Below are 17,173 nucleotides of genomic sequence, written 5' to 3'. Positions count from 1 at the left end.
CATGTCGATGGTCTCGGCCTAATTCAGCACTCGCTGCCGCACGGGTACGTCCAGCGAAAACGCCGGGATCTCCACCGTGAAGAACCTGCCGCCCGGCCCCTGCATTTCGTAATGGCCGCGCATGAAGCCGGAGGATGTGCCGAGCGGACAGCCGGAGGTGTAGGTGAAGCTGTCCCCCGGCGATAAGGTCGGTTCCTCTCCGATGACGCCCGGGCCGCGAACCTCCTCGACATGGCCGTTGGCATCGGTGATGTGCCAGTATCGTGATCGCAGTTGCGCCGGTTCACGGCTGCCGTTGGTAATCTCGACCGTGTAGGCCCAGAACCAACGGCCGTCGTCCGGCTGGGAATGGTCCTCAAGGTAGGCGGGTGTCACGGTGACCGTGATCTCTTGGGTCGTCGCCTTGTACATGGCCCAATCCAAATGCCTGTCGCGTGGCCTCGCCCCTTTATCGCGGTGCCGCGCGCCGGGGTCAATCGGGCGGCAAGGGAAGTTTGCGACGGGGAAGACTTTGCTCGACGGTGTCCTGAAGAAGCGGATCGATCCGCCGATGAACCGGCTCGCCGCCGTCCTGTGTCGCCGGGGCGTCGGCGCCAACAGCGTGACGGTCGCCGGCCTCGTCCTCGGCCTCGCCGCGGCGGTTGCGATCGCCTTCGGCTCCTTGTTTCTCGGGCTGGCCCTTCTGCTTCTGTCGCGGCTTGCCGACGGGCTCGACGGCGCGGTGGCGCGCCATACCGGCCCGACCGATCTCGGCGGCTATCTCGACATCGTCTTCGACTATGTCTTCTACGGCGCGATCCCGCTCGCCTTCGCGATTCTCGATCCGGTGGCTAACGGGCTGGCGGCGGCGGTGCTTTTGATGAGCTTCTACGCCAATGGCGCGAGCTTCCTCGCCTTCGCGATCATGGCCGAGAAACGCAAGCTCGCCACCGAGCAGCGGGGCAGGAAGTCGCTATTCTTCACCACCGGGCTGGCGGAAGCGACCGAGACGATCACTACCTTCGTGCTGTTCTGTCTGTTTCCGCAATATTTCGCCGTCATCGCCTATGTGTTCGCGGCGATGACGACCTGGACCTTCGTGTCGCGAATCCGGCTGAGCCTCAAGAGCTTCGGCTGAACCGGCGACCGTTCATCGAGCCGCTGCCAGCGCCCCTTCGATGTCCTCGATCAGATCCTCGACATCCTCCAGCCCGACGGACAGGCGCAGCAGCCCGTCGGAGATTCCGAGCTCGGCGCGTGCCTCCGGCGACAGGTTTTTATGGGTAGTCGTCGCCGGATGGGTGATCAGGCTCTTGGCGTCGCCGAGATTGTTGGAGATCAGTATGACCTCCAACGCATTCGAGAAGGCGAATGCGGCGGGCTTGCCGCCTTTGACCTCGAAGGCGAGCAGGGTCGAACCGCCGCTCATCTGCCGGGTGATGACGGCCGCGTCCGGGTGATCGGAGCGGCCGGGGTAGATTACTCTCGCGACCTCTTGCCGCTTGGCGAGGACGTCGGCGATGCGCGCGGCCGAGCGGGTCTGATGGGCGACCCGGATCGGCAGTGTCTCCAGACCCTTCAGCAGCGTCCAGGCGTTGAACGGCGACAGCGACGGGCCGGTGTGGCGGAAATAGTCGTGGAGGTTCTCGTCGATCCAGTTCTTGGAGGACAGCACGATGCCGCCGAGACAGCGGCCCTGGCCGTCGATATGTTTCGTCGCCGAATAGACGACGACGTCGGCCCCGAGCTCCAGCGGTCGCTGCTGCATCGGCGTCGCGAAGACGTTGTCGACGACCAGACAGGCGCCGGCCGCATGGGCGATTTCGGCGACAGCGGCGATGTCGATGACCTCCAGCGTCGGATTGGTCGGCGATTCCAGAAAGAACACCTTGGTTTCCGGTCGCACGGCATCGCGCCAGGCGTCGAGGTCGCGGCCATCGACGAGCGTGCAGGCGACGCCACAGCGCGCCAGCACGGTCTCGACGACATAACGGCACGAGCCGAACAAAGCGCGGGCCGCGACGACATGGTCGCCGGCCGTCACCTGGCACTGCATGGCGGCGGCGACCGCAGCCATGCCGGACGCGGTGGCGCGCGCATCCTCGGCGCCTTCCAGCGCCATCATCCGCTCCTCGAACATGCGCGTCGTCGGGTTGGCGTAGCGGCTGTAGATGAAGCCGGGCTCCTCGCCCTTGAACCGCGCCTCGGCGGCCTCGGCGCTGTCGTAGACGAAGCCCTGGGTCAGAAACAGCGCCTCGGAAGTTTCGCCGAAACCCGAGCGCATGGTGCCGCCATGGACCATCGCCGTAGCCGGCCTCAACTTGCGCCGCTCTTCCGCTTTCTTCAGCATCGCTTTTTCTCCGAACAACAAAAACCGGCCGCAGCAACGCCGCGAAGCCGGTCCATCGAATACCCAGTCGTCGGATCGGCCCTTTAGCGACTTGTTTTACGTGGCTGCAAGCCGGCCGGCCAAATCACCACTCTCGACTTTGCAAATAGACCCGATCCCGCTAGGCGTCAATCGAGGACCAAATGGCCGTCCACGGGCGGGGCACATGCAGGCGATGACGGGATAACCGATGACCGACGGAATATTACCGGACAGCGAGATCGGGGCGCTGTTCGAAAATGGCGCGATCGCGGCGCCGATTGAGCGTGATGTCGACCAGATCCAGCCGGCGAGTCTCGACCTGCGGCTTGGGCCGAAAGCGTACCGGGTTCGCGCGAGCTTTCTGCCGGGCCAGGGGCGTAGCGTCGCCCAGCAGCTTGCGCGCTTCCAATTGCACGAATTCAGCCTGACCGAGGGCGCGGTGCTGGAAACCGGCTGCGTCTATGTCGTTCCATTGCTCGAAACCTTGCGCCTGCCGGAAGGCGTACGGGCGACGGCCAACCCCAAATCCTCGACCGGCCGGCTCGACATCTTCACGCGGGTGCTCGCGGACGCGGGGCAGGAGTTCGACAAGCTGCCCGCCGGCTACGAAGGGCCGCTCTATCTCGAGATATCGCCGCGCACCTTTCCGATCCTGGTGCGGCAGGGCTCGCGCCTGTCGCAGATTCGGTTTCGCACCGGCGAACCGCTGCTGTCCGAGACGGAATTATCCGATCTCCACGCCCATGAGCGGCTGACGACAGCGCCAGAGGCCAATATCTCCGGCGGCGGTATCGCGCTGTCGATCGACCTGGTGGGGGATGCCGACGGGCTCGTCGGCTATCGCGGCAAGCGGCACACCGGCGTCGTCGATGTCGACCGGCGCGGCGCCTACCCGCTGGCCGATTTCTGGGAGCCGATCCATCGCGGCAAGAGCGGCGAACTCGTGCTCGATCCGGACGAGTTCTACATCCTCGTGTCCAAGGAAGCGGTGCATGTGCCGCCGGCCTTCGCGGCGGAGATGACGCCCTTCGATCCGCTGGTCGGCGAATTCCGCGTGCATTATGCCGGCTTCTTCGACCCCGGCTTTGGCCATTCCGCGGCCGGCGGAACGGGAAGCCGGGCCGTGCTGGAAGTCCGCAGTCACGATGTGCCGTTCATCCTCGAGGACGGGCAGATCGTCGGGCGGCTGGTGTATGAGCGGATGCAGGCGTTGCCGGACCGGCTGTATGGCCTCGATCTCAAATCGAACTACCAGGCGCAGGGCTTGAAACTGTCGAAGCATTTCGTCTGAGGCAGACGGACTTTGGTCACACGCGAATAAAGATCGCCTGGTGCCGCACTTGCTATGGATAGTGCGGCGATTCCGGCCTATATCTGGCTTCGGCGGGCTGCGCGGTGCGACAGGGGTAACATTATCTCGGGGCCTTAGTCATTCCCAGGGAGCTGTCCCTGCCTTGGCTCGTGGGCCGGGGCACACGGCGCCCACCTACTCTGTAGGTTCCCGGGTTCGACATCTCCATCGGCCGGGTGGCTCGTCATCCTCGTTCCGGCCGGGTATCGCAACGGTCGTCCGAGTTCGGGCGATGCGGGCTATCTTGGCATCTTTCTCTTGCTCATCACCGGTGATATCCGGCACCCCATTCGCAGGGGGGACGGGGACTACGACATGCGGCAAGCAAAACAGCGTCTGCGCGCGGAGGCACTGGCGCGGCGTGACGCCATGGGGGAGGCGGCGCGGATCGAAGCCTCGCTCGCGGTCGCCGACCGCTGCGCGCACATGGTCGCGGTCGAACCTGGCTCCGTCGTCTCCGGCTTCCTGCCGATCCGCACGGAAATCGATATACGGCCATTGATGATGGCGCTTGCCGACCGAGGCGCGCGGCTATGCGTCCCGGCGATCGTGGAAGATCGGCTGCGGTTTCGGGAGCTTCTGCGCGGCGCGCCGCTGGAGCCACAAGGCTTCGGCACCTATGCGCCGGGTCCGGGCGCGGCGGTTCTCGATCCCGATGTCATGCTGGTGCCGCTCGCCGCCTTCGACCGGAGCGGCGGCCGCATCGGCTATGGTCGCGGCTTTTACGACGCGGCGATTGCCAGGCAGCGCGAGAAGGGCAAGGCGCCGCGCCTGATCGGCGTCGGCTTCGCCGTGCAGGAAGTCGACGCGGTGCCGGCCGAGCCGCACGACATCCCGCTGCATGCGATCGTCACCGAACGCGAGGTGATGGCGTGCGAAACGCCGTTGCTCAGCGCCGCTTCTGACGGCCGAGGATAAGAGCCCAGTAGGGCTCACCCTTGCTGCCGGTCGCCGCCGAGAAACCGATCTCGGTCACGTTGGGGTTGAGAAGGTTGCGGCGATGCCCAGGCGAGTTCTTCCAGCCGGTGATCACCGCGGGGGTGGAACGATAGTTCCAGCCGATATTCTCCGAGACCGCAGCCCAGTTGTAGCCGAAGGATGCGACGCGGCTCGGCAGGGCGCCGTCAAGCGAATGGCTCAGATTGCCGCGCGCCGCCATTGCCCGGGCCTGCCGGTCGGCCGCCTTGTCCAATACGGCGTCGAAACGGACCGCGCCCAGTCCGTTCTGTGCCCGGAATGCGTTGATCGAGGCGAGCGCCACGCCCCGATCCACGGACAGGGCTTTGGTCGAGGCGACGTCGATCGCGCCGGTCGATCCGACACAGGCCGCCAGGACAGCGACCGAAAGAAGGGCCAGAAATCGCGTAAGAGCGAAACTCAAGCCGTTTGCACGACGCTGAATGAATGCTTTCATGAGTTTTGCAACACCCTCGGGTAGTCGATGCCCGTTCCGATTCGCGACCGGATGCGGCGTTCGTCGTTCTTCCTTCATCGTACCACCGTCCTAGCTTCGTACGCTGGACCGCAGACCGCAAAGGATTAGGCATGATCGATCGCTTCACCTGGCCCCCCTTACGTGGCCAAGAACCCGTCATCATGTCGGAAGAATGTTCACCGAAGTATGAAGACGCTTCTGTCAAGGCGGGATTGTACAGCCGGAATGGTCGCGCCTGATGCGCTTTCTCTTTCTTGGCGACATGGTCGGCCGGTCAGGCCGCACCGCCGTCTACGACAAGTTGCCCGGTCTGATTTCCGACTGGAAGCTCGATTTCGTCGTGGTCAACGGCGAGAATTCGGCTGGCGGTTTCGGCATCACCGAGGAGATTTTCCAACGGACGCTGGAGGCCGGCGCCGATGTCGTGACAACCGGCAACCACGTCTGGGATCAGCGCGAGGCATTGGCTTTCGCGACACGCCAGAACCGCTTCATCCGGCCGGCCAATTATCCCAAGGGCACGCCTGGCAACGGGTCCGGGCTGTTCGAGGCCAGGAACGGCGCGCGCGTGCTCGTCACCAACATCATGGGCCGGGTGTTCATGTCGCCGGATCTGAACGACCCGTTCGCCTGCGCCGACGATCTGGTTTCCGCCTGTCCGCTCGGGGAGCAGGCCGATGCGATCGTGATCGACTTCCATGCCGAGGCGACCAGCGAAAAGCAGTGCTTCGGGCATTTCCTCGACGGTCGAGTGAGTCTCGTCGTCGGCACCCACACCCATGTTCCGACGGCCGACCATCAGATCCTAGTCGGCGGCACGGCCTATCAGTCGGACGCGGGCATGTGCGGCGATTATGACTCCTCCCTCGGCATGGAGAAGGAGGAGCCGATCAACCGCTTCGTCGCCAAGGTGCCGCGTGGCCGCTTCGAGGCGGCGCAGGGTCCGGCGACGCTCGCAGGGCTTGCCGTCGAGATATCCGACCGGACCGGCCTCGCCGAAAAGGTCGCGCCGGTACGGATCGGACCGAGGCTCACCGGGGCCGTGCCGGATTTTTGGTGACAGCCCTCTGTCCTTTGGCGCGCCGCGCCCGACCTTCCCTTCAACCTTAGCCGACCTCTCGCGCTTCAGGAGCCCCGATGGCCGACTTCTTCGCCTTTCTCGCCGACCCCACCGCTTATGCGGCCCTCGCCACGCTGATCGTGATGGAGGTCGTGCTTGGCATCGACAATCTGATCTTCATCTCGATCCTGTCGAACAAGCTGCCGGAGGAGCACCGGCAGCGGGCCCGTCGGGTCGGAATCGGTCTCGCCTTGATCCTGCGGCTAGGGCTGCTGTCGACCGTTGCCTTCATCGTGCAGCTCACCGAGCCGCTGTTCGAGGCCTTCGACCACGGCTTTTCCTGGCGTGACCTGATCCTCATCGCGGGCGGGCTGTTTCTTGTGTGGAAGGCGACGAAGGAAATCCATCACAGCGTCGATCCCGACGATCACCCGGACACGATGATCGGCAAGGCCGCGACGCTGACATTCGGCGCCGCGATCCTCCAGATTCTGCTGCTCGATCTGGTGTTTTCCATCGATTCCATCATCACCGCCGTCGGCATGACTGACGAGCTCGGGATCATGTTCATCGCCGTCATCGTCGCCGTCGTGGTGATGCTGGTCGCCGCCGGACCGCTGTCGCGCTTCATCGAGGCCAATCCGACCATCGTGATGCTGGCGCTCGGCTTCCTCCTGATGATCGGCATGACGCTGATCGCCGATGGTTTCGGCGTGCATGTGCCGAAGGGCTACATCTACGCCGCCATGAGCTTCTCGGCCCTGGTCGAAGGGCTGAACATGCTGGCGCGGAGGAAGCGGCAGAAGGCTGCGGTATTGAATGCTGGGATGGGCGGTACCGTCCCGGCGCAAGTGCATGGCGAGCCGCCGACGATCGGTTGAGCGGGGCGAGATAACGCTGCGTCAGACGCCCGAGAGCACGATCACCGTCGGCCGGCCGGGAAGCGTGCGGAGCGAGACGGTGAAGCTGTTCTCCGCGCGCCGGTCGACCGCGAAGTCTGGCAGCCGATCGAGGAACCGGTCGATCGGCCCGCGAAAGCGGTGCATTGGCAGGACGATCGAGGAGCGCAGCCGCTTGGCGATCTCGCCCATGCCCTCCTGGCTGAGCGTATAGCCGCCGTCGACGGGCACCATCAAAATGTCGAGGCGGCCGATCGCCGCATAGTCCTCGTCGGTCAGACGGTGATGCAGATGGCCGAGATGGCCGATGCACAGCCCCGCCACCTCGAAGATGAAGATCGAATTCCCGTCCGGCTCAAGACCACGGCCGACGGAGCGGATGTCGGTCGGTACATTGCGCACATACATGTCGTCGACGGTGAGCGCGTGTCGGGCGGGGCCGCCCTGCGGATTCCAGCCCTTAAGGACATGATCAATCGCCGGATCAGGAAACTCCGTAAAATGGGTGGTGTGTGCCCTGTTCATCGTGGCGATGTCCGGGACGGTCGGACCGGAGAAACCGGAATAGTCGGTGGCCGCCGTTACGCCGTTGGGGCTTTCGATCAGATAGGTCGAATGATGGACATAGGTGATGCGAACCTCGTCTCGGCCGCGCTGGGCCACACGGATGGGCGTCTTCGCGTCCAGAGAAACGTAGGTCGCGCGGAGTGTCTGAGGGAGGTTTTCCGCAACGGCGATGCAGGTGCTCGGAACGGACTGGGCGGCGGCCTCGCGCGGCGCGAGGATCAGCAAGGCTGCGAGCAAAGCGAAGGCGAAGACACGGTGCATTGGCTGGATCCTTTGAAACGACGGGCCGGGCGGCCCAAGGCGGTCACAAATCGAAGCCGTCACCCGCCGGCTTTGCAGGTGCGGTGCCGACCGGTGGCACCAGCATCGTGCGCTCTTTCAGGAACGGGTGGATGTCGACCGCCTCCCGCAACTGCGCCTGGGCCAGCCGAAACCGCCCCTGACGCATCAGGATATGCGCCCGTCCGGCCATGGCCGCGAAATGCCTGGGTTCGAGTTCGATGGCGCGATCGACGTCTTCGAGCGCGCCGTCGAAATCGTCCTGCAGGAAGCGGATGAAGCCGCGCTGGTTGAAGGCCTCGGCGTAAGCCGGCGCACGCGTGATCGCTTCATCGAGGAGGTCATGCGCTCCCGCGAAATCGTAATCGTTGCGCCGCTTCATGGCGTCGTCGACGAGGCGCCGCGCGATGGGATCGGGCGCCGCGCTCATCCAGAAACGCCAGATCGCGGTCTCCGCCGCGCGTCCCTCGGCTTCTGATGTCGCGCTTTTCAATGCGGCGAAGAGCTCCGCCGGCGCGGCCTCGACGGCAATGGCGCCGGCGGATTCCTCCTGTGGAGTCTCGGCCGTCGCCACGGCGACGGGCGCTGCCAGAAGCGCCAGGAGCACCGCGAAGCGTCGAACTGTCGCGCCATGTCGCATGCCACTGACTCCCATGGCTCGATCTCCCTTGTCCTCCGTCGGCCGAGACGGTCGTGTCCGTAGGGACTATGAGAGGTGCCGTTTCGCCGACCATGAGGGAAAGCTAACCCGAGGGCCGACGAAGCAAAATCATAATGACGTCATTGCCGGATGACGTCATTGCCGGAGCCCGTCGCGCTCGGACTAATCTTGTTCTCCGGCGGCCAGCATCTCCCGCCATCTTGCGCCGATCGCCGCTGAGCCGGCATCGCCTGGCGGGCCGTCATAGGCGAGTTCGGCCGGGTCGATAGCGACAAAGGGTTGCTTCGAGCGCACCCAGATATGCCCCGCCGGTGCCAGCCATGACGTATCGTCGAGGGTGCCGGCCTTGATGTTGACGCGGTGCGGGTTGCCTTCGGAGCGATGCTGGACGCGCACGCCGCAATCCGGGCAGAAATCGCCCAGCCGGATTGCACCGCTTTGCGACCCGCGTCGGGTCGTTTTCAACGTGCCGGTGACGACGAGGCTGGCGGACTCGACACGAAGGCTCTCGCCATAGGCGCTTGATGTGTGGCGCTGGCATTCGGTGCAATGACAAAGGTAGAAGACGAGGGGGATCTTACGGATTTCGTAGCGAACCTGGCCGCACTGGCAGCCGCCGGTGAGCGGCAGGGACGGAAGCCGCACACTTGGACTGCGCTTCGCTCGGCCGGCTTCGGACTGGTGGGTATCGGACATCGCGAACCTCGTTCTGGACGTTTCCCGCTGCATTTTTTATATGACAGGCAGCTTTTCTTCCAATCCGATCGACAGGTTTTCCATGGCCGGCCATTCACAGTTCAAGAACATCATGCACCGCAAGGGCCGCCAGGACGCGGTTCGATCGAAGATGTTCTCCAAACTGGCGCGCGAGATCGTGGTCGCGGCCAAGGCCGGCCTGCCCGACCCGTCGATGAATGCGCGCCTGCGGCTGGCGATCAACAACGCCAAGGCGCAGTCGATGCCGAAGGACAACATCGACCGGGCGATCAAGAAGGCCTCAGGCGGCGACGCGGAGAACTACGACGAGGTCCGGTACGAGGGCTACGGGCCGGGCGGCGTTGCCGTCATCGTCGAGGCGCTGACCGACAACCGCAACCGTACCGCCTCCAACGTGCGCTCCTATTTCACCAAATCCGGCGGTGCTCTGGGCGAAACCGGCTCGGTCGGTTTCATGTTCGATCATGTCGGCGAGATCATCTACGCGGCCTCGGTGGGCGACGCGGACAAGGTGATGGAAGCGGCGATCGAGGCTGGCGCCGACGACGTGATCTCCGACGAAAGCGGCCACACGATCATCACCGCCTTCGAGGATATCAACGAGGTCTCCACCGCGCTGGAGGCATCACTCGGCGAGGCGGAAAGCGTCAAGGCTATCTGGCGGCCTCAGACCGGAACGCCGGTCGACGAGGATAAGGCCGAAAGCGTCATGCGGCTGATCGGCAATCTCGAGGACGATGACGACGTGCAGAACGTCTACGCGAATTTCGAGGTCGACGACGAAGTGATGGCCAAGCTGTCCGCCGCCTGAGGCGCACATTCATCGCATTCGTTGATCCTTCCGAAGCATTACGCAGGTTGCTCTCGTTTCGTTCTCTTTTCGTTCATGATTTGCCTATCTGATGCGCTCCGAGTCGGCTAAGATCGGAGATTAAGGAAGTGTTACAGGAGGCATCCATTCGCATCGTCGGCATCGATCCGGGTCTTCGACACACCGGCTGGGGCGTCGTCGAGACGCTCGGCAACTCGCTGCGCTTCGTCGCGAGCGGCACGGTGATCTCCGACAACAAGCTGGACCTCGCCTCGCGGCTTTGCCAGTTGCATGACGGGTTGACCAAGATGATCCACACCCATCAGCCTGACGAGGCGGCGGTCGAGCAGACCTTCGTCAACAAGGACGCCGTCGCCACGCTGAAGCTCGGCCAGGCGCGCGGCATCGCCATGCTGGTGCCCGCGCTCGCCGGTCTGCCGGTCGCCGAATACGCCCCGAACGCGGTGAAGAAGGCGGTCATCGGCGTCGGCCATGGCGACAAGAAGCAGATCCACATGATGGTCAAGGTGCTGATGCCGAAGGCCAGCTTCGATACGGACGATGCTGCCGACGCGCTCGCCATCGCCATCTGCCACACACATCATCGCCAGTCGGCGCAGGCCCGGGCCTTGGTGGCGGGGCGCTGATGCGGTGGTCGATCAGAGGCGGATGTTCTTGACATGTTCCATTCCTGCCAATAGGTATTACCGGCAGGTATTACTTTTGTTGAAACGGAAGGCGAGCGTCAGGTGAGGGTGACGGAAAAAGGTCAGGTGACGATTCCCAAGGTGATCCGCGACAAGCTCGGCATCGTGCCCGGCAGCGAGGTGGACTTTGTCGATGCGGGTGACGCGGTGCGGCTCGTTCGCACCTGTGCGGATGACGATCCGGTCGTTTGGGACCGGGCGTTCGATCGGCATGTGGCGGAGATGCGCGGTACGATCGATACCGACGGGATGGACGGCAAGTCCTATGTGGACTGGTTGAGGGGACCCCGTGAAGACCTCGACGTTGATTGATACCAACATCTTCATCGACATGCTGGGCACCGGGCGGTTTTTCAAGGAATCGATCGAAGCCGTCAGGCAAGAGTGCCGGAGCGGCGAGATTGTCCTCAGCGCGATCGTCTGGGCGGAACTCGCCGTGCCGATGCGGGAAGAAGAGCTGTTCTCGCGGGTCGCTTGGATGCGGCCGCATCGGGAGCCGTTTCCGTTCGAGGCCGCGTTTCCGGCCGGGCGGGCGCATCGGTTCTACCGCTCGCGCGGCGGGGGGCGGGAGCGCACTCTGCCTGATTTTCTGATCGGCGCGCACGCGCTCGTTCGTGGTCACCGGCTGTTGACGCGGGACGCCTCCCGCTACCGAAGTTATTTTCCCGATCTCGAGATCATTTCGCCGGAGACCCACCCGTGATCGGAAAGCTGAAGGGCACCGTCGACGAGATTGGCGAAGATCATGTCGTCCTCGACGTTCACGGCGTCGGCTACATCGCCTATTGCGGGATGCGCACCCTGGCGTCCTTGCCCGGGCCGGGCGAGGCGTTCGTGCTCTTCGTCGAGACGTATGTTCGCGAGGACATGATCCGCCTCTACGGTTTTTCCTCCGCCGCCGAGCGGGACTGGTTCCGCCTGCTGCAGACGGTCCAGGGCGTCGGCGCGAGAGTCGCGCTGGCAGTGACCGGCACGCTGTCGAGCGGCGATCTGGCCAACGCGATCGCGCTGCAGGACAAGGCGATGGTGGCACGCGCGCCGGGCGTCGGGCCGAAAGTGGCGGCGCGCATCGTCGCGGAATTGAAGGACAAGGTGCCGGCCTTTTCCGGCGCCGGCTCGGACGAAAGCTTCGGGCTGAAACGCGAAATTGGCGAGGGCGTCGCGCCGGCGCCGATCACCGATGCGGTCTCGGCGTTGGTCAATCTCGGTTATGCGCGGGACCAGGCGGCCAATGCCGTGGCCTCGGCCGTGCGGGATGGAGCCGAGGACGCGGATTCGGCGACGCTGATCCGGCTGGGGCTGAAGGCGCTGAGCCGGCGCTAGGCGGGTTGTGCGACGGGAAAATCCTTACTATTTTGAAAATGTAAGGAATTGGGGGAAACGATATGACTTCCGCTACCATTACGTCGAAGGGTCAGCTGACCTTGCCGAAGGCGATGCGTGAACATCTGAAACTGCGGGAAGGAGACCGGGTCGAATTCGTCACCGTGGGGCGCGACGTGCGGTTGGTACCAAGAAACCGGCCGGTCGACACACTCTATGGACGGCTGTCGGCCCACGCTAAACCCAATACCACTCTGCAGGACTATGATGCGGCGATCGGTGCCGGTATCAGCGATCATCTCGACAGCGACGATCTTGAGAAAGAGTCGCGCGGCACATGAGTGTCGTCGGCGTCGACACCAATGTTCTGCTGCGGGCGCTTCTGAACGATGATTCCGTCCAGTCACCGGCGGCCCAGCGGTTTCTGTCAAAACTGACGTCGGCCGAACAAGGGTTTGTCGGGGTTCCGGTGATACTCGAGCTCTTTTGGGTGCTGCGAACGCGCTATCAGTTGCCGCGAAACGAACTGTCGCGAACGCTCTTCGAGCTACTCGAAGTGAGCTCTTTGATTTTCGAGGATTTCGATACGATTGTGCGATGCCTCTCGATGTTCGAGGAAGGCAATGTCGATTTCTCCGACGCTGTGATTGCCGAACGCCATCACGGACAGGGCTGCGCGAGAACGGTGACATTTGATCGGAACGCCGCCAGAGATTTGGCGAGCATGGAATTGCTGACATGATCGTGTTTTCATGAGCGACACCCGTCTCATCACCCCGGATCAACGCGGCGAGGACATAGACGCAACGCTGCGGCCACAGCGGCTCGACGATTTCGTCGGACAGGCGGCGGCGCGCGCCAACCTGAAGGTCTTCATCGAGGCCGCGAAGACCCGGGGGGAGGCGCTCGACCACGTCCTCTTCGTCGGTCCGCCGGGCCTCGGCAAGACCACGCTGGCGCAGATCATGGCCAAGGAACTGGGCGTCAACTTCCGTTCGACCTCGGGACCGGTCATCGCCAAGGCCGGCGATCTCGCGGCGCTTTTGACCAATCTGGAAGAACGCGACGTCCTGTTCATCGACGAGATCCACCGCCTCAGCCCTGCGGTCGAAGAAATTCTCTATCCGGCGATGGAGGATTTCCAGCTCGATCTGATCATCGGCGAGGGGCCGGCGGCGCGTTCGGTGAAGATCGACCTGTCGAAATTCACCCTGGTCGCGGCGACGACGCGGGTGGGGCTTTTGACGACGCCCTTGCGCGACCGCTTCGGCATACCCGTGCGGCTGAATTTCTACACGGTCGAGGAATTGGAGCACATCATTCGGCGCGGCGCCCGGTTGATGGGCCTGCCGATGGCCGAGGAGGGGGGGCGAGAAATCGCCCGCCGGGCGCGCGGCACGCCACGTATCGCCGGCCGGCTGCTGCGGCGGGTCCGCGATTTCGCCGATGTCGCGGGCGTGAGCGAGGTTGACCGCAAGGTCGCCGACGCCGCGCTGACGCGGCTGGAGGTCGACAGTCTTGGCCTCGATCAGCTCGACCGGCGCTATCTCGACCTGATTGCTTCGAATTTCGGCGGCGGGCCAGTCGGGATCGAGACCATCGCCGCAGCGTTATCGGAGCCGCGCGACGCCATCGAGGACATCGTCGAGCCCTATTTGCTGCAACAGGGCTTCCTCCAGCGCACCCCGCGCGGTCGCCTGTTGACGCAGCATGCGTTCCGGCACATCGGGCTCGCCGTGCCCCGGACCTACCAGGGGACGCAGGCGGGCCTGTTCGAGGAAGGCGGTTCCTCCGACTGATCATTCGCAGGAGGTCGTCGGAATCCGGCGCGCGGCCGGCGCTACGCCGCCGGCTCCGGTGCAGGAGATGACAGCGGCCCGCGATCTGTCGATCGGAGCCGGGGATGGGCGAGTTGCTCGTCGAACCGCCGGCCGGCCGCTTCGACGGTTTCAAGCGACGCGCCGCCGAGGCCTTCGCGGGCGAGGGCCAGCAACGCCTCCTTCTGGTCGTGGAGCGCGCGCAGTTCATCTTGCCTTCGACAGGCAGGCGCAACCCGCGCCAGACAGTCGATGAAATGTTCGGCCGCGATCATGTCTGCGGCCGCGTATTGGCGCAAATGGCCGAAGGAATGGTCGACATAGCCGGCAAAGGCCATCGAGCCGCCGATCACGCGGAGCTTGTGGTCCTCGTCGACACGGAGCGAATCCGGTGGTGAACGCCCCGCCAACTCGGACATCGCGGCGGTGAGCCAATCCAGGCAGGTGAGCGCCGTGAAGGGGTCGTTGACGCCGGGTGAAAGGGCTCGGGCTGCGATTTCGACCAGTTCGTCGAACAGGAAGAGAAGGTCCTGTGTCACGCTTCGGGTGTGACCGAGAGCGATCGCGGCGACGAGGGCGCTGCGTACCTCATCCGTCACCCGTTCGCTCGGCCATGCGTCAAAGAGAACCCGGCCGGAATGGGCGAAGGTGCCAGGACGGCAGTTCATCCTGACAACGATTTCATGATCGCGGGCCGCGTGCATCAAGGTCTCGTAGTCGATGACCTGGATATAGCCGGTATAGTCCATCTCGATCTCGCGATAGGGGGCCAGCGCGGCGTCGTCCGCCGCATCCGGCCGAAAGCAGGCGGGCACCTGCCAAAGCACCTCGGCGCGGTTTTCCTCTTCCGCCGGCTCGCCGAGGTGTTTGGGAAAGCGGTTGCCGATATCGCGCAGCAGACCCCCGCCGATGCCGGCGATGACGTTCGAGATGTGGATGGTCGACGGCACATGGTGGATGAAGAAGATCAGGATGCCGATCGACCCGATCGCAAGGACGATAGCGCCGAAGATCGCGATGTTGGGTACGAACATCGCGGCGTAGATGTCCTCGCTGCCACCGTCGCGAACGCTGCGCAGGACCAGCATCGAATAGACAAAGGTGGCGACGAAGACGCCGAGAGTGACCTGATTGCCGCGATCGTTCATGAAGTTGCTGAGCAGGCGGGGGCCGTAGCTTCCCGATGCGAAGACGACGGTCGCCATGGTCACCGAGAACACGGTACCGGCGACGCCGATCATAGAGCCGCCGATGGCCGAGAGGATCGATCGGGCGCCGTCGGGCTGAGTGGCAAAGAAAAAGGGATTGTTGCCAAAGGCATCCGGCGGAACGCGAAGGTCGACCTCGATCAGCACGAAGGCGAGGATTGCCGCGCCGACTGCCATGATGGAGGGGATGAACCAGTAGCTGGCGCCGATGCGCTCGGAATACTGAAGGAAAAGTGCGCGCATTGGGCCTCGAATGCCGGAGATCGGAGAATGAGGGCTATGATCTATAAGCAGAGGTCCGGTCTGCAAGGCGCGGCCTGTCCGGCGGGGCATCTACAGGCTCGGCCCGACATGCAGCAACTGGCAATGTTTCCATACCCCTTCGGTGCCGATCGCTTTGCCTGTCCGGGCCTGCGGGATGTCCTTGTCCAGCCCGACGTCGTCGGATATGCGGAAGGCGACGTTTTGGTGGTAGAATGTGACTAGGCGCGAGATCTGTGGCGGAGCCGAGTGAGCCGAAGCCCCGGGGGGCGCGCAGGGATGAGGGGCGCTTGATAACCGATCAATTGGCCGGCCGCCTCACACCAAGCGGCCACGAGCTGCGGATTCGCGTCTATTTCGAGGACACCGACTTTTCTGGGGTCGTCTATCACGCGCGCTATCTGAATTTTCTCGAGCGAGGACGGTCGGATCTTCTGCGTCTGAAGGGGATCGGCCACGGTGAGCTGCTGGCAGGAAAATACGGACCGTCGATGGCCTTCGCGGTCCGGCACATGGATATCGATTTCCTGCGACCGGCGCGGATCGACGACATCCTGACCGTGCAAACCAGAACACACCATCTCGGAGGTGCGCGCATCCTGCTGATCCAGCGCATCACGCGCGGCGAGGAGGCGCTGATCGAGGCCAAGGTCAAGGTGGCGGTGATCTCGCCCGAGGGCAGGCCGATGCGGATGCCGGCCGCGGTCCTGGCGCAACTGGCGCCGGCGGTGGATTGAGCGTCGCTCAGGAGCCGGTGGGGCGCTAACGGATCGTTAACCCTACCGATGCATCAATCAAACTGGACCAGTCTTACGCAAGGCGCGCCATTCTTTCACCGGATTCGCTTGTGAAAGGGCATCAAGGGTTTACGCGAGCGAGCGGTACGCCGGCGCATGTCGAGCCGGTCGTGTTCGAGGCAGAGGCGACCCGTCACGGGTTGTCAGGCCAATAGTTCTGCATATCGAGGATGTTGGGGAATGGACGGAGAAGTCGTTCAGGGAACGCTAGCCGCCGCCGGCACGGTGTCGCTGTGGGATTTGTTCTGGCAGGCGGGCTTCGTGGTCAAGCTGGTCATGATCGGACTCTTGTTCGCGTCGGTCTGGACGTGGGCGATCATCATCGACAAGTCGATGCGCTACGGGCGCTTCCGCCGCCAGCTCAACAAGTTCGAGAGCAATTTCTGGTCTGGCCAGTCGCTCGAGGAACTCTACCACAGCCTGTCGGAGCGCAAGACGTCGGGGATGGGGGCGCTGTTTGTCGCGGCCATGCGCGAATGGAAGAAATCCTTCGAGAAGGGCGCACGCTCGCCGGTCGGCCTGCAGACGCGGATCGACAAGGCCATGGACGTCACGCTGGCCCGTGAGATGGACAGTCTGGAGTCGCGCCTGGGGTTCCTGGCAACCATCGGCTCGGCCGCGCCGTTCGTCGGGCTGTTCGGCACCGTTATCGGCATCATGACGTCGTTCCAGGCGATCGCCGGTTCGCAGCAGACCAGCCTGGCCGTCGTCGCGCCGGGCATTGCCGAGGCGCTGCTGGCGACGGCGATCGGTCTGGTCGCGGCGATTCCGGCCGTGGTCGCCTACAACAAGCTGTCGTCGGATGTCGGCAAGCTGGGGATGCGGCTCGAAGCCTTCGCGGACGAATTTTCGGCGATCCTGTCCCGACAGATCGACGAGAAGCTGACATCGCGCTAGGCGAGAGCGGCCGTTTTCGGCTGGAAAGGTAAG

22 protein-coding genes, 1 other RNA gene and 1 riboswitch are annotated in these 17,173 nt (G+C 64.0%); of the genes, 16 read left to right on the top strand and 7 right to left on the bottom strand.

Features of this window, described 5'->3' with window-relative positions:
* Window positions 1-18 precede the first annotated feature (18 nt).
* The gene (gene apaG / locus ING15_RS00365) at window positions 19-411 is read right to left on the bottom strand and encodes a Co2+/Mg2+ efflux protein ApaG (protein ID WP_206452788.1); all 393 of its coding nucleotides are present in this window, start codon (window positions 409-411) and stop codon (window positions 19-21) included.
* Window positions 412-511: 100 nt separating this feature from the next.
* Between apaG and ING15_RS00360 the strand changes: the two genes are divergently transcribed.
* The gene (locus ING15_RS00360) at window positions 512-1,117 is read left to right on the top strand and encodes a CDP-alcohol phosphatidyltransferase family protein (RefSeq protein WP_206452787.1); all 606 of its coding nucleotides are present in this window, start codon (window positions 512-514) and stop codon (window positions 1,115-1,117) included.
* 12 nt (window positions 1,118-1,129) lie between these two features.
* On the opposite strand, the gene ING15_RS00355 is transcribed toward ING15_RS00360, so the two are convergent.
* The gene (locus tag ING15_RS00355; protein WP_206452786.1) at window positions 1,130-2,329 is read right to left on the bottom strand and encodes an O-succinylhomoserine sulfhydrylase; all 1,200 of its coding nucleotides are present in this window, start codon (window positions 2,327-2,329) and stop codon (window positions 1,130-1,132) included.
* 63 nt (window positions 2,330-2,392) lie between these two features.
* A riboswitch (SAM riboswitch) is annotated at window positions 2,393-2,470 on the bottom strand.
* A gap of 88 nt (window positions 2,471-2,558) precedes the next feature.
* Here ING15_RS00355 and ING15_RS00350 point away from each other — a divergent pair.
* From ING15_RS00350 to ING15_RS00340, 3 genes are all read left to right on the top strand, one after another.
* Complete coding sequence (locus tag ING15_RS00350) at window positions 2,559-3,641, top strand: 2'-deoxycytidine 5'-triphosphate deaminase (protein WP_206452785.1); 1,083 nt, start codon at window positions 2,559-2,561, stop codon at window positions 3,639-3,641.
* Between the two features lie 91 nt (window positions 3,642-3,732).
* Window positions 3,733-3,888, top strand: a non-coding RNA gene (gene ssrS, locus ING15_RS00345) — 6S RNA.
* Between the two features lie 128 nt (window positions 3,889-4,016).
* Window positions 4,017-4,619: a 5-formyltetrahydrofolate cyclo-ligase gene (locus ING15_RS00340; protein ID WP_206452784.1), complete on the top strand. Its 603-nt coding sequence runs from the start codon at window positions 4,017-4,019 to the stop codon at window positions 4,617-4,619.
* Here ING15_RS00340 and ING15_RS00335 read toward each other — a convergent pair.
* A complete protein-coding gene (locus ING15_RS00335; RefSeq protein WP_232845470.1) occupies window positions 4,591-5,082 on the bottom strand; it encodes a CAP domain-containing protein in 492 nt (163 codons plus the stop codon). The two genes, ING15_RS00340 and ING15_RS00335, sit on opposite strands and share 29 nt — an antisense overlap.
* 292 nt (window positions 5,083-5,374) lie before the next feature.
* On the opposite strand from ING15_RS00335, the gene ING15_RS00330 reads away from it, so the two are divergent.
* Entirely contained in the window at window positions 5,375-6,196 is an 822-nt protein-coding gene (locus ING15_RS00330; protein WP_206452782.1) for a TIGR00282 family metallophosphoesterase, read from the top strand.
* Window positions 6,197-6,273: 77 nt separating this feature from the next.
* Complete coding sequence (locus ING15_RS00325) at window positions 6,274-7,077, top strand: TerC family protein (protein WP_206452781.1); 804 nt, start codon at window positions 6,274-6,276, stop codon at window positions 7,075-7,077.
* A 21-nt stretch (window positions 7,078-7,098) separates the two neighbouring features.
* Here the strand turns inward: ING15_RS00325 and ING15_RS00320 are convergent, their stop codons facing one another.
* The 3 genes from ING15_RS00320 to ING15_RS00310 form a co-directional block, all read right to left on the bottom strand.
* Window positions 7,099-7,923, bottom strand: coding sequence for an MBL fold metallo-hydrolase (locus ING15_RS00320; protein ID WP_206452780.1), 825 nt, complete (start codon window positions 7,921-7,923; stop codon window positions 7,099-7,101).
* A 43-nt stretch (window positions 7,924-7,966) separates the two neighbouring features.
* Window positions 7,967-8,596, bottom strand: a complete 630-nt coding sequence (locus tag ING15_RS00315; RefSeq protein ID WP_206452779.1) for a tetratricopeptide repeat protein — start codon at window positions 8,594-8,596, stop codon at window positions 7,967-7,969.
* A gap of 168 nt (window positions 8,597-8,764) precedes the next feature.
* The gene (locus ING15_RS00310) at window positions 8,765-9,298 is read right to left on the bottom strand and encodes a GFA family protein (protein WP_206452778.1); all 534 of its coding nucleotides are present in this window, start codon (window positions 9,296-9,298) and stop codon (window positions 8,765-8,767) included.
* Between the two features lie 82 nt (window positions 9,299-9,380).
* Between ING15_RS00310 and ING15_RS00305 the strand changes: the two genes are divergently transcribed.
* The 8 genes from ING15_RS00305 to ruvB all read left to right on the top strand — a co-directional run bounded on the left by ING15_RS00305 (window position 9,381) and on the right by ruvB (window position 13,959).
* On the top strand, window positions 9,381-10,130 hold the full coding sequence (locus ING15_RS00305) for a YebC/PmpR family DNA-binding transcriptional regulator (RefSeq protein WP_206452777.1): 750 nt from the start codon (window positions 9,381-9,383) through the stop codon (window positions 10,128-10,130).
* A 128-nt stretch (window positions 10,131-10,258) separates the two neighbouring features.
* Complete coding sequence (ruvC, locus tag ING15_RS00300) at window positions 10,259-10,777, top strand: crossover junction endodeoxyribonuclease RuvC (RefSeq protein WP_206452776.1); 519 nt, start codon at window positions 10,259-10,261, stop codon at window positions 10,775-10,777.
* 102 nt (window positions 10,778-10,879) lie between these two features.
* Window positions 10,880-11,149 (top strand): AbrB/MazE/SpoVT family DNA-binding domain-containing protein, encoded by a 270-nt coding sequence (locus ING15_RS00295; RefSeq protein ID WP_206452775.1) that lies wholly within the window; start codon window positions 10,880-10,882, stop codon window positions 11,147-11,149.
* Window positions 11,127-11,540, top strand: coding sequence for a type II toxin-antitoxin system VapC family toxin (locus tag ING15_RS00290; RefSeq protein WP_206452774.1), 414 nt, complete (start codon window positions 11,127-11,129; stop codon window positions 11,538-11,540). Before ING15_RS00295 ends, ING15_RS00290 begins: the two co-directional genes overlap by 23 nt.
* Entirely contained in the window at window positions 11,537-12,160 is a 624-nt protein-coding gene (ruvA, locus tag ING15_RS00285; RefSeq protein ID WP_206452773.1) for a Holliday junction branch migration protein RuvA, read from the top strand. The genes ING15_RS00290 and ruvA overlap by 4 nt, the downstream gene beginning before the upstream one ends.
* 62 nt (window positions 12,161-12,222) lie before the next feature.
* Window positions 12,223-12,501, top strand: a complete 279-nt coding sequence (locus ING15_RS00280; protein ID WP_206452772.1) for an AbrB/MazE/SpoVT family DNA-binding domain-containing protein — start codon at window positions 12,223-12,225, stop codon at window positions 12,499-12,501.
* Window positions 12,498-12,902 carry a PIN domain-containing protein gene (locus ING15_RS00275; protein ID WP_206452771.1) on the top strand — a complete coding sequence of 135 codons (405 nt, stop codon included), beginning with the start codon at window positions 12,498-12,500 and terminating at the stop codon, window positions 12,900-12,902. Before ING15_RS00280 ends, ING15_RS00275 begins: the two co-directional genes overlap by 4 nt.
* Window positions 12,903-12,912: 10 nt before the next feature.
* Entirely contained in the window at window positions 12,913-13,959 is a 1,047-nt protein-coding gene (gene ruvB / locus ING15_RS00270; RefSeq protein WP_206452770.1) for a Holliday junction branch migration DNA helicase RuvB, read from the top strand.
* Between the two features lie 41 nt (window positions 13,960-14,000).
* On the opposite strand, the gene ING15_RS00265 is transcribed toward ruvB, so the two are convergent.
* Window positions 14,001-15,428, bottom strand: a complete 1,428-nt coding sequence (locus ING15_RS00265; RefSeq protein WP_206452769.1) for a DUF2254 domain-containing protein — start codon at window positions 15,426-15,428, stop codon at window positions 14,001-14,003.
* A 311-nt stretch (window positions 15,429-15,739) separates the two neighbouring features.
* Here ING15_RS00265 and ybgC point away from each other — a divergent pair, with 311 nt between their 5' ends.
* Together ybgC and tolQ are read left to right on the top strand one after the other, a co-directional pair.
* Window positions 15,740-16,183, top strand: a complete 444-nt coding sequence (gene ybgC, locus ING15_RS00260) for a tol-pal system-associated acyl-CoA thioesterase (RefSeq protein ID WP_206453214.1) — start codon at window positions 15,740-15,742, stop codon at window positions 16,181-16,183.
* Window positions 16,184-16,423: 240 nt separating this feature from the next.
* On the top strand, window positions 16,424-17,140 hold the full coding sequence (tolQ, locus tag ING15_RS00255; RefSeq protein ID WP_206452768.1) for a protein TolQ: 717 nt from the start codon (window positions 16,424-16,426) through the stop codon (window positions 17,138-17,140).
* The last annotated feature ends 33 nt before the right edge of the window (window positions 17,141-17,173 follow it).

The organism is Aurantimonas marina (assembly GCF_017183135.1).
GTDB lineage: Bacteria > Pseudomonadota > Alphaproteobacteria > Rhizobiales > Rhizobiaceae > Aurantimonas > Aurantimonas marina.
Note: the sequence above shows the minus strand (reverse complement) of the source record. Positions and strands in the feature narration are given on the sequence as shown.